The organism is Sphingomonas ginsengisoli An et al. 2013 (assembly GCF_009363895.1).
In the GTDB taxonomy this organism is placed as follows: domain Bacteria; phylum Pseudomonadota; class Alphaproteobacteria; order Sphingomonadales; family Sphingomonadaceae; genus Sphingomicrobium; species Sphingomicrobium ginsengisoli.
Genome location: NZ_CP045434.1, coordinates 74291 through 85067 on the forward strand (window position 1 = coordinate 74291; position 10777 = coordinate 85067).

The 10777-nt window shown below is 64.3% G+C and carries 15 protein-coding genes; 9 read left to right on the forward strand and 6 right to left on the reverse strand.

The features are described from left to right. Nucleotides 1-339 precede the first annotated feature (339 nt). The 4 genes from GCU42_RS00375 to GCU42_RS00385 form a co-directional block, all read right to left on the reverse strand. Nucleotides 340-543: a hypothetical protein gene (locus GCU42_RS00375; RefSeq protein WP_114228357.1), complete on the reverse strand. Its 204-nt coding sequence runs from the start codon at nt 541-543 to the stop codon at nt 340-342. 89 nt (nt 544-632) lie between these two features. Continuing rightward, a complete protein-coding gene (locus tag GCU42_RS15295; RefSeq protein ID WP_114228421.1) occupies nt 633-1130 on the reverse strand; it encodes a mechanosensitive ion channel family protein in 498 nt (165 codons plus the stop codon). Then, nucleotides 1070-1732: a mechanosensitive ion channel domain-containing protein gene (locus GCU42_RS15300; RefSeq protein WP_114228356.1), complete on the reverse strand. Its 663-nt coding sequence runs from the start codon at nt 1730-1732 to the stop codon at nt 1070-1072. Before GCU42_RS15300 ends, GCU42_RS15295 begins: the two co-directional genes overlap by 61 nt. Nucleotides 1733-1783: 51 nt before the next feature. Next, nucleotides 1784-2890, reverse strand: a complete 1107-nt coding sequence (locus GCU42_RS00385; RefSeq protein WP_114228355.1) for a DNA topoisomerase IB — start codon at nt 2888-2890, stop codon at nt 1784-1786. 20 nt (nt 2891-2910) lie between these two features. Here GCU42_RS00385 and GCU42_RS00390 point away from each other — a divergent pair, with 20 nt between their 5' ends. Together GCU42_RS00390 and GCU42_RS00395 are read left to right on the forward strand one after the other, a co-directional pair. After that, a complete protein-coding gene (locus GCU42_RS00390; protein WP_240309513.1) occupies nt 2911-3435 on the forward strand; it encodes a DJ-1/PfpI family protein in 525 nt (174 codons plus the stop codon). Nucleotides 3436-3459: 24 nt separating this feature from the next. Then, a complete protein-coding gene (locus GCU42_RS00395) occupies nt 3460-3879 on the forward strand; it encodes a hypothetical protein (RefSeq protein ID WP_152569403.1) in 420 nt (139 codons plus the stop codon). Between the two features lie 2 nt (nt 3880-3881). Here the strand turns inward: GCU42_RS00395 and GCU42_RS00400 are convergent, their stop codons facing one another. Further along, complete coding sequence (locus GCU42_RS00400) at nt 3882-4214, reverse strand: hypothetical protein (protein WP_152569404.1); 333 nt, start codon at nt 4212-4214, stop codon at nt 3882-3884. 288 nt (nt 4215-4502) lie between these two features. Here GCU42_RS00400 and GCU42_RS00405 point away from each other — a divergent pair, with 288 nt between their 5' ends. The 5 genes from GCU42_RS00405 (at nt 4503) to GCU42_RS00425 (ending at nt 8225) form a co-directional block, all read left to right on the forward strand. Continuing rightward, on the forward strand, nt 4503-5414 hold the full coding sequence (locus tag GCU42_RS00405) for an IS1595 family transposase (RefSeq protein WP_114228351.1): 912 nt from the start codon (nt 4503-4505) through the stop codon (nt 5412-5414). Between the two features lie 180 nt (nt 5415-5594). Beyond that, entirely contained in the window at nt 5595-6047 is a 453-nt protein-coding gene (locus GCU42_RS00410; protein ID WP_114228350.1) for a Panacea domain-containing protein, read from the forward strand. Beyond that, nucleotides 6047-6466 carry a hypothetical protein gene (locus GCU42_RS15195; protein WP_205214998.1) on the forward strand — a complete coding sequence of 140 codons (420 nt, stop codon included), beginning with the start codon at nt 6047-6049 and terminating at the stop codon, nt 6464-6466. The genes GCU42_RS00410 and GCU42_RS15195 overlap by 1 nt, the downstream gene beginning before the upstream one ends. A 32-nt stretch (nt 6467-6498) precedes the next feature. Next, the gene (locus tag GCU42_RS00420; protein ID WP_152569405.1) at nt 6499-7407 is read left to right on the forward strand and encodes a hypothetical protein; all 909 of its coding nucleotides are present in this window, start codon (nt 6499-6501) and stop codon (nt 7405-7407) included. A 170-nt stretch (nt 7408-7577) separates the two neighbouring features. Next, a complete protein-coding gene (locus GCU42_RS00425; protein WP_114228348.1) occupies nt 7578-8225 on the forward strand; it encodes a S24 family peptidase in 648 nt (215 codons plus the stop codon). Between the two features lie 4 nt (nt 8226-8229). On the opposite strand, the gene GCU42_RS14905 is transcribed toward GCU42_RS00425, so the two are convergent. After that, nucleotides 8230-8406: a hypothetical protein gene (locus GCU42_RS14905; RefSeq protein ID WP_162789290.1), complete on the reverse strand. Its 177-nt coding sequence runs from the start codon at nt 8404-8406 to the stop codon at nt 8230-8232. 95 nt (nt 8407-8501) lie between these two features. On the opposite strand from GCU42_RS14905, the gene GCU42_RS00430 reads away from it, so the two are divergent. Together GCU42_RS00430 and GCU42_RS00435 are read left to right on the forward strand one after the other, a co-directional pair. Further along, nucleotides 8502-8711: a hypothetical protein gene (locus GCU42_RS00430; protein WP_114228347.1), complete on the forward strand. Its 210-nt coding sequence runs from the start codon at nt 8502-8504 to the stop codon at nt 8709-8711. A 62-nt stretch (nt 8712-8773) separates the two neighbouring features. Beyond that, complete coding sequence (locus GCU42_RS00435) at nt 8774-10777, forward strand: BamA/TamA family outer membrane protein (protein ID WP_114228346.1); 2004 nt, start codon at nt 8774-8776, stop codon at nt 10775-10777.

Here is a 10777-nt window from a genome sequence, read left to right on the forward strand (position 1 = left end):
CCATTTAAAGATGATCCGCAGCAATTCTCCTCAACCAGCGTGCCGATCGAAACTCCTCGAAGCACGAGCAAGTTGTGCGGCAGCGCCATGCAGGCATCGAACAGGATCGTGTCGCAATTCGCGTCCGCGCAAAGTCGGTGATCTCGCGCAACGTGCCGTCGACCGCCGACGGCTGTAAGCGCATGAGGTCCAGCACATCGCGGCCGTCTCTAAGTGTGATGACATCATGGTTGGTGCTGCAGAACAATCGAACGAGATCGTCACAGGCGCAAGCCTCGATCGTCACGTTGCCGGTGGCGTGACTCTAGGACGTGATGATATGATTGTCAGCCCCGCCGATCATCCGGATGCTTCCACGAGCCGCTGATCGAGGCGGTAGAAGATCAGAACGTCATCACCAGCCCCTTCCCGGAACTGATTGTCAGCGCTGCCGCTGTGAAACAGGTCATGAAAGCCCAACACGGAGATAGTTTCAGCGCCGGCCGTGCCGGTCAGAACTTCGCTGCCCGCCGTCCCTTTGATGATTGTCACCCAGCGGCGCATCGCAAATAAGTACAGGTTTACAGGATAGCCTCGGAAAGTGCGCTCTCGCCTCGCCCTTTCTGGTTCTCTGACAATTCAGCTGCAAACGCCTAGACACAACTATCGGAGAAAGGAGCGGCGTAGGGCATGACCAGGCGGCCGTCGGGGGCGGCGGTGAAAGTGGTGTGGGAGGGGTAGGCGAACTCGATCTTCGCGGCGGCGAGGCGGCGGAGGAGGTCGAGGACGATCGCCTGGCGGCTGGCGAACAAGCGGTCGGCATCGCGGCCTTTGTGGGTGAACAGCAATTCGAAATCGAGGCTCGACGCGCCGAAGCCGGTCAGCACGCAGCGGGTGAGCTTGCAGCCGGGCTGGTCCTCGACAGCGGCTTTGGCCATCGCCGGCACCTGCGCCAGCGTGTCGGGCGCGGTCTGGTAGACGAGCCCGAAGCGCAGCGTCTCCTGACGCTCATTACCCTCGGCGAGGTTCCTGATCTCGCGTTCGAGCAATTTGGTGTTGGCCATGATCACGGTCTCGCCGGTCAGGCTCTTCAATCGGGTGGTCTTGAGGCCGATCCGGTCGACCGTCCCGGTGGTGGTGTCGAAGCGGATGGTGTCGCCGCGGCGAACGGGCGGTCGAACAGGATCGACAGCGCGGCGAACAGGTCGGAGAAGATGCCCTGCGCGGCGAGGCCGATGGCGATGCCGCCAATGCCGAGCCCGGCGACCAAAGCGGTGACGTTGACACCCAGATTGTCGAGGATGACGATCAGCGCGATTCCGAACAAAGCGACGCTGACCAGCACGCGGATCACGCCCAGCGCGTTGCCGAGGGTGGTTTCGCCCGGGCGCTCGCCGACATGGGTGCCGATCACGCCGAGGATGAGCTCGCGCCCCCAGATCGCCCCTTGCAGCGCGAAGGCGATGGTGAACAGGATGTCGAAGATCCGCTCGAACCGCGCGGGCGGTTGAGCGTAGGTCACCACGATCTCGAGCGCGGCGGCGACCATGAAGAGGATGGTGGTCTTGGCGAGGACGCGGCCGACCACGGTCCGCCAATGGAGCACGGTGGGGTCCTTGGCGATCAGCTTCTGCCCGCCGAGGCGGACCAGCAGCATCAGGCCGACAAGACCGAGCGCGACCAGGCTGCCGACTGCCAGCCCGTCGAGGTTGGCGAGGATCCAGTCGAATACGGTGGGGAGCTTCCTGACCATGCGCGCGGGATGGCGGCGAGGCGGGAAGGGGTCAAGGTTGGGCGGGTGGCCCTAGGCTGCGGCGGCGACCCGATCGACCTTGGCCGGTCCTTTGTCCGCAGCCTTGATCACCGCTTCGACGGCCTTGGGCTTGGCGGCCGTGCGACGTTTGCGGGCGCCTTTCATCAGGAAGTCGAGCAATCCGACCTCTTCGCTCGACAGCCATTTGCGCGGGCGGGGGCGCTTGACCTCGCCGAGCGGCAGCTTGGGATTGTCGCGGGCGGCTTCGATCAGCTTGGGGTGGACATAGCTCTTGCGGCTGATCGCCGGGGTGTTGCCTAGCGCTTCGGCAACCGGCTCGAGCACGGTCTTGAGGCTGATCTTGCGGCGCTCTTCCTCCTGCGCCTCGAGCATCTGCTCGAAGGCGATCACGCTGGCGCCCCAGGTATGGAAATTCTTGGCGGTGAAGTCGCCGCCGGTCGCCTCGCGGATATAGTCGTTCACGTCGGCCGAGGTGATCGGGCAGGCCTCGCCCTCATCGGTGAGGTACTGGAACAGATGTTGGCCGGGCAGCTCGCCGATCCTGCCGACCAGTCGCTTGAGTCGACTGTCCGCGATCGGCACCTCGTGGACGATGCCGTGCTTGCCCTTGAAGCGCATCATCAGCTTGCCCTTTTCCCGCCGAAGATGGCGGTTGCGCAGGGTGGTCGCGCCGAAGCTCTTGCCCGACTTCACATATTGTTCGTTACCGACCCGGATGAAATTGGTGTCGATCAGGCGAACGACCGCCGCGACGACAGCGTCCTTGTCGAGCGTGCGCCGTTTGAGGTCGGCGTCGACCTTGCGGCGCAGCTTGGGCAGCGCGGCGCCGAACTCGATCGCGCCCGAATATTTGTGCTTGTCCTGGCGGGCGCGGAAATCGGCGTGGTAGCGATATTGCTTGCGCCCCTTGGCGTCGCGCCCGGTCGCCTGGATATGGCCGTTGGCGTGGGGGCAGAACCAGGCGTCGGTATAGGCCGGCGGCAGCGCGATGGCGTTCAGCCGATCGATCTCCTCGCGGTCGGTGATGCGGTCGCCGTCGGGGGAATAATAGGCCCACTTGCCCTTGATCTGCTGGCGGGTGATGCCCGGCGTGTCGTCGGTGCAGTGGCGAAGTTGAACCATGGCGGTGTGACGCATCGGACGAGAGGACGGTTCCCGTGACGAAACGAATGCTGTTGATGGCAAGCGACGGGTTCGAGCAGGACGAGTTGTTCGTGCCGCTGGAATTGCTGCGCGGGGAGGGGTGCGACGTCGCGCTCGCGGCGCCGTCGCTTAACCCCATCCAGGCGACCGTGCTCGACGATCCCGGGCGGACGATCCGCCCCCATCTGACGATCGGCGAGGTCGCCGTGGCGGATTGGGATGCGCTGCTGCTGCCCGGCGGACTGATCAATCCCGACCACTTGCGGACCCGGCCCGAGGCGGTCGCGCTGGTCAGCGCATTCGCCGCGGCGGGCAAGGCGGTCGGCGCGATCTGCCACGGGCCGTGGCTGCTCATCGAAGCCGACCTGCTGCGCGGGGTGCGGGCGACCGGTTGGCGCTCGATCCGGACCGACCTTCGCAACGCCGGCGCGAAAGTCACCGAGGGGCCGGTCGAGCGCGATGGAGCAATCGTGACCGCAGTCGGGCCAGCCAACAGCGCCGATTTCGCGCGCGCGGTGCTGGCAGCAACGAACCGCTAACCACTTTTGCCTAGGTTTGCGGCCATGATGGACAGTGACCGCGTCGGCATCGTGGCGATCGATTGGACCTTGGCGCTGCTGCTTGCCGCCGCCACCGGCTGGAGCGCACTGCGCGCCGGGATCCCCTTGCTTGTCGGCGGCGCCGCGCTGGTGGGCTTTGCAATGGGGCTGTGGGCGATGCGCTGGGCGGGAAGCCGTCCGCGGCGCTTCGCGTTGCCGACCTTTGCTTTGCCCGAGTTTCCGAACGGTGCGGTCGAGGCGCTGCCCGAGGGCGTAGTGCGGCTGCCGCTTAGGCCGCTGCCGACGCCGGGCGAGCTCGAGGCCCGCATCCAGCGTCATATGGGGCAGCGACCGGCCCAAGCGGCCGAGGTCGTCCCGCTCCATGCCGATGCCGGAGCCGCGCTGCGCCAGGCGCTGGCCGGGCTTCGCCAAGCCCGGCCCTAGGGTCATTCGCACAAGGTCAACGCTTCCAGTTCGATCACGACGTCGCCGTCGCGCGCCGGGGCGCAGTGGATGACCTTGAGGTCGGCGACGAACCGGCCTCCGCCAAGCGGCAGCTCGGCCTCTTCGAGGCCGGCAACCAATTTCTCGGCCAGCTCCAGGGCCTGTTCGCCCCGCACCGCGAAGCTCGCCATGTGGCGCTCGCCGACGAAGGTAAGCGATTGCCAGTCGACGCTTAACCAACTCGTAAGCAAAAACCTGCTTTGCTCGTTTTCTACCATCGTCATGAGCGCACGATGCAGCGCAGAGCCCGCGCTGCTGAGCATCGGACGGCTCATTGAACCTGCTCCAGATAGCACGGACCCTTTGTACTGTCTGGTGGCGCGGCTCTCTGCCGTTACGCAGATCGAACACGAATCGAGGGTCGCGGACCGCTTCGCGGCCGAACCTCGCCGCACTGAAGTTTCTGGAACGGAGGAATTTTTCTACTTCACGCAATAAGACCATATTAAATGCCCCCCGGGCGTCTCCAACTCGACGCGGCACCCGCAAAGTCACTATCCCTTTCATACTTGTCTGGCGATGTTATACTTGACATACCCAGATAGGAAATATATCTGGGGTGCATGGCCAGCAATCTCTCCGCCCCGCACTTCCACAACGAAGAGGCCGCCTTTGCTTACGTCGAGGCGCGGGTCTGGCCGGAAGGCCCGAACTGCCCGCACTGTGGCGGTGTCGAGCGCATCGGTAAGCTGGCGGGCAAGACCACCCGTCCGGGCCTCTACAAGTGCTACCAGTGCCGCAAGCCGTTCACCGTGCGCGTCGGCACCATCTTTGAGAGCAGCAAGGTTCCACTGAACGTCTGGCTACAGGCGATATTCCTTGTTGCTGGCAGCAAGAAGGGCATCAGCTCGAACCAGCTTCATCGCATCCTTGGGGTCACCCTCAAGACGGCCTGGTTTATGTCGCACCGCATCCGTGAGGCCATGCGTGAAGGCGATCTGGCGCCGTTCGGTGCTGACGGCGGGGCCGTCGAGGTCGACGAGACTTACATTGGCCGCAAGGCGGGCGCCGGCCTTCCCAAGGGTGGCTGGGGTCACAAAATGACTGTGCTGGGCCTGATTGACCGTGCGAGCGGCAAGAGCCGCCTGTTCCACGTTGACGGTGGCAGAGAGATCATCGGCGTTGTCCGCGCCAACCTCGCTCGCGAGGCCCGCCTGATTACCGACGAACGCATGCTGTATCGCAAGGTTGGCCGCGAGTTTGCCGAGCACAGCGCGGTGAACCATCAGGGCAAAGAGTATGTGCGCGGCGACATTACCACCAACACCATCGAGGGCGCTTTCAGCATTTTCAAGCGCGGCATGAAGGGCGTCTATCAGCACTGCGCCGAGAAGCACTTGCATCGCTATTTGGCCGAGTTTGAGTTCCGCTACAGCAATCGTGCTAAGCTGGGTTGTGACGACTCCGCCCGTGCCGATCGCATCCTGTCGGGTATCGTCGGCAAGCGGCTCACCTACCAACAAGCTGGTGCATGATGCCAAAAAAGAAGAACCCGGAAACGCCGGAAGAACAGGCCGAAAGGTTCAGGCGCGAGTCCGAAAGGTTAGTGCAGGCTGGCGAACTCGACCCCATCGCGGGTGAGAGGGCGCTGGATAGGCTCACTCGGAAAACGAAACGCACCTAGAGCGTTCATCTGCTATGTGTTAGGAGGACAAATGGAACAGCCGGTGTCCACTCCTGAAGCGATCGCAAATTACCTCCTGCGCGAGAGTCGGGACTGTGGCGAACTGCTGACCAATCTGAAGCTTCAAAAGCTGCTCTATTACGCTGATGCTTGGTTCATGGTTTTTAAGGACCGTCCGCTTTTTCGTGAGCGCTTTCAGGCTTGGGTTCACGGCCCTGTGCTGGTTAGCCAGTATCATCGCTTCAAGGAGCACCAGTGGCGCCCAATCACGAGCGACGTGCCCGAGGTCGAGCTGTCCGCAGACATTGCTGAGCATTGCAGCGAGATATTGGAGATCTTCGGAACTGAAAGTGCTGTTGCACTTGAGCTGATGACGCACCGCGAGCAGCCTTGGATCGAGGCTCGCGGCGGGCTTCCGGATTCTGATCCGTGCTCGACTTATATCTCCGCCGATACCACGCAGAGCTTCTACCGATCGCTATAATGAAGCCGAAGAAGAGTAAGCTTCCCGCTCAGTCAGATTCCGGTATCAAGAAGGCGGAGGTCAAGCCGCCGCTTCTCAAATTTTCGTTCCGCCTGTTTGACGCTAGCGATGATGAGGCGTGCCCTGCACCTTTCAAAGAAGGGTATGTTCAAGCGCTTATGGAGCGCTTGAAGAGCCTTTCCGGGTGGACCGTCAAAGAGTTTGCGACCCCACAAGGACGAGCCGTCCGCAACCACACGATTGATTGGTCCGACACCGCCAGACCCGAAGGCTTTTCGCATCTAAACGAACAGTTGCGTGCTTATGAGGCGCATCAGTTTTCGGTGTCTGCAAATCTTTGGGGAAGGGTGCATGGGATACTGATCGATGACACCTTTCACGTTGTATGGCTTGATCAAAACCACGTCGTTTATCCGTAGCCGACTCCGCCAGCAGCTGATTACAAGGAGGCATGCCCAAGGGAGCTAAAGACGAAGTTCCGCCGACGGAGATCATCGGCACCATTGGGCGATGCATCTACTGCTTCAGGCAACCGCCCGATGTGCCGCCCCTCACCGATGAACACGTGATCCCGTCCAGTCTTGGCGGCCACCGCGTCCTTGAAGACGCGTCATGCTTGGACTGCGCAAAAATTACCTGCAAAGCGAACGAGGCCTGTTGTCGCAAGTTATGGCGCAGCCTGCGTGAGCACCACCTATTCCCGAGCAGCAAGCGGAAGCCTGGGAAAGGCACCGTTCTGGTCGGCACAATCAACAACGACGATGATCCTCTGCGCGAAGTGCCCTCGCAAGATAATGCAGCGCTGAGCATGCTGCCCGTTTTGGCTCCGCCGGGCATATTGCGAGGCTGCGAACCGGGCGCCCCTTCCCTGATTGCAGCCATTCCGTACTTGATACCCACAGCGCCGGAACACTTGGTTGGACAAGACCCGAGGGGGCTACACTCGATCATAATCCCGCTATCCGAATTCTACATGCTGCTCGCCCAGATTGCGCATGGGTATCTGGTCACGCATGGCTTTTGGAATGAGGGCGATCTGCTTCCTCAAGCCGTTCTCGGCAGAGCCGATCTGTTTGGCTACCTCATGGGCGGAACAGACGACCGCTACCTGATTCTTCAGCCGACTAGCCGCCAGTTCCACCAAGTCTCGGCCTTCAACCTCGCCATCAATGGGCAGGGCTACATCGGATGCCAGATAAGGCTATTCTCGCACCTAGTCAGGTCTGGAGCGCCCCTTCCTCCGACCTATACGGTGATCGGCCCGAAGCGCGACTTACCCAAGGGCGAGGCGTACTTTGACTTTGTCTTTGAAGGTCCGTCGCAAAGCGTGAACGTAAATCTGCTGACCCCCGACGCCTAGCTCCTCCCAAGTCGTCCCGCTTGGGTCCAAGCGCTCCAACTGAAGAAACAGGTTTTCGGCCAGCTCAACGAGCGCCCGCTCGCGCACCTCGGCAGATTTATTTCCTACTGGGTATGTCATGTATAATGACGCCACTTGTCTAGGAAATATCCTGTCCTTAAAGGAAACAAATGACGGAAGAGGCTCGGGCCACATTGGAGCGCTTGTGTTTGGAGCGCGGCGAGGATTTCGCGGGGCTGTCGCGGATGATCGGTCGCAACTCCGCATACATCCAGCAATATATCCGGCGCGGGGTGCCGCGGCGCCTGCCGGAGCATGAGCGCCGCTTGCTGGCGCGCTATTTCGGGGTTCCGGAAATCCTGCTCGGCGGGCCAGAAATCGGCATCGATTTCGATGGAATGGTGCGCGTGCCGGCGCTTCCGGTGCGCGCTTCGGCTGGTCCCGGCGCCTTTGCTGACGGCGATGAACGACAACGGGCATTCTTCGCTTTTGACGAACGCTGGCTTAAGCAATTAACCGGCGCGGCGCGCGAGGAACTCAATCTCATCCGGGTCGAAGGCGACTCGATGGCGCCCACGCTGACTGACGGTGACGACATCCTCGTCGACCGCGGCGACGCGCGCGATCGCCTGCGCGACGGCATCTATGTGCTCAGGATCGACGACGTGCTGATGGTCAAGCGGCTGGCGCTGCATCCGATCACCCGGCGAGTTACGGTGCAGTCGGACAATCCCGCCTACGCCGACTGGCCCGACTGCGATCCCAAGGACATCGACGTGATCGGCCGCGTCATCTGGAGCGCCCGGCGGATCGCCTGACGGTCTACTTGCCGGTGCGGCGGCGGTCGTAGAGCCAATAGCCGACCGCAAGCACGATCCCGGCCGCGGCGCTGTAGATCAGCGCCGGTCCGGTCCAGCCCTTCGACAACCCGATCACCAGCCCGACGATGATCGCGAGGAAGAGCAGGCAGCCGGCGGCCTGGGGAGAGCGTTGTTCCATCCGCGGCCCTTGGCAGAAGCGGACGCGATGGTGAAGGCCGTCTTAAGTACGCCCGATGACCGGTGCGGTAAGGTCGGTAGGCTACTCCGTCGGTCATGCAGCAAGCCTTCATCCCGACCCGCGCCGCGCTTCGCGACGCGCAGGACCTCGTCGAGCGGTTTGGCGATAATGCCGGGCTCGAAGCGGCGATCCGCGCCGAGGCCAGCCGCGACCGCGACAATTTCATCCGCTTCTGCCACTGGCGGCAGATCGAGCGAGTGATCGTGACCCTCACCGCGACCGAGCCGGACGGTACCATCCACTAGCCGTCAACCGCCACGCGCCGCAGGGTGGCGGTGACGAGTGCCAGCCATTAGGGTCGGCGGCGATGCACCTGATCGCAAGGGGAGTGGCCGCGCTGACGGCGGGGTTGGCAGGCGCGCCCGCCGCTGCGCAGGGCGTCCCCGAGACGGCCGCCCCGACGCCGGCCTCCGCGCCCGTGCCGCCACCGACCGCCGGGGCGGCGATCGATCCCTCGGCACCACTCGACCCGATGCCCGACCTCGGGGTCGCCTGGCCTGATCTCGGCAAGCCCGACGCCGCCGTCCCGGGAATTCCCGCAGCCACCACCACGCCAGCTCCGAGCCGGGTCGACCAGCTCGCCGAAGAGCGGCGCTACGCTTACGCAATCACAGGTCTCGGCCCGGAGGACGAGGCCAACCGGCTGCTGCTGCGCCGCTTTCGCTTATCCTCCGCGCTCCAGGGTGACCGCAACAAGAGCGCTAACGCCGCGCAGCTCGATCGCCGCGCGCGCGCCGATGCCGAGCTGCTCGCCCAGTTGCTGCGCGCGACCGGCCATTATGATGCGGTGGTTGAGCCGTCGGTGGCGGCGGCGGGCAACCAAGTGCGGATCACCCTCGCGGCGAAGCCGGGCCCACGCTACCGGTTCGAGGCGGTCGAGCTGCCGGGGCTCGAGGGCGCGGGAAGCGACGCCGCGGCGCTGCGGCAGGCGTTCGCGGTCAAGGCCGGCGACCCGGTCGATGCCGATCAGGTGATCGCCGCCGGCCTCGCGCTGCAGGTCGCCCTCGGCCGGCTCGGCTTCGCCCGCGCCAAAGTGGGCGAACAGGACGTGGTGGTCGACCATCGCACCGGCCTCGCCCGGCTGGTGCTGCCGGTGACCACCGGCGAATTCCAGCGCTTCGGCCGCATTCGGGTCAGCGGCAAGCCAGCGTTCAGCGCGGCGCACGTCGCGGCGATCGCCCGCTTCGAGCGCGGCGACCGCTATCGCCAGGACCGAGTCGACGATCTCCGCCGCGCGCTCATCGCGACGGGGCTGGTCGGCGCCGCCGAAGTCACGCTCGAGCCGCAGCCCGACGGCCGCACGGTCGACCTCGCCGTCCGCCTCGAACCGGCGCCGGTCCATACGATTTCGGGCGAGCTTGGCTACGGCACCGGCGAGGGGGTCCGCGCCGAGGCGAGCTGGCAGCACCGCAATATCATCAACCCCGAAGGCGCGCTGACACTGACTGCGGTCCTCGGCACGCAGGAGCAGAGCGCGAGTTCGACCCTGCGGTTCAGCAACTGGCGGCGACGCGACCGGGTGCTGACCCTGCTCGGCACGGCCAGTCATCTCGATCGCCCGGGTTATGAGGCGCGCACTTTGCAGGTCGGCGCGACGGTCGAGCGGCAGTCGAACTTCCTCTGGCGCAAGACCTGGACGTGGAGCCTCGGCACCGAATTGCTCGCCTCGGACGAGCGCGACATCGACCTGTCGACCAACCTGCCCCGCCGCCGTACCTTCTTCATCGCCGCGCTGCCGGCCAGCCTGACCTGGGACCGCTCGAACGATCTGCTCGATCCGACCAAGGGTTTCCGGCTCGGCGGGCGCGTCAGTCCCGAGGCGAGCTTGCAGGGGAGCGCCTTCGGCTATGTCCGGACGCAAGTCGATGCGAGCGCCTACCAGCCGTTGAGCAGCCGGATCGTCGCCGCAGGTCGGATCCGGCTTGGCACTATCGTCGGCGCCAGCCGCGACCGGATCGCGCCGTCGCGGCGCTTTTATTCGGGCGGCGGCGGCTCGGTGCGTGGCTACGGCTATCAGGAGCTCGGCCCCAAGGACGCCAACGGCGACCCGATCGGCGGCCGCAGCCTCGCCGAATTCGCACTCGAGGCGCGGGCGCGGCTCGGCAGCTTCGGGCTGGTGCCCTTCTTCGACGGCGGAACGCTGTCGACCGCCAGCCTGCCCAAATTGAGCGGCTGGCAATATGGGGCGGGGCTGGGGGTGCGCTATTATTCGTCGTTCGGCCCGATTCGGATCGACGTTGGGACGCCGCTGAACCGGCGCCCAGGCGACAGCCGGATCGCGGTGACCGTCAGCCTCGGGCAGGCCTTCTGA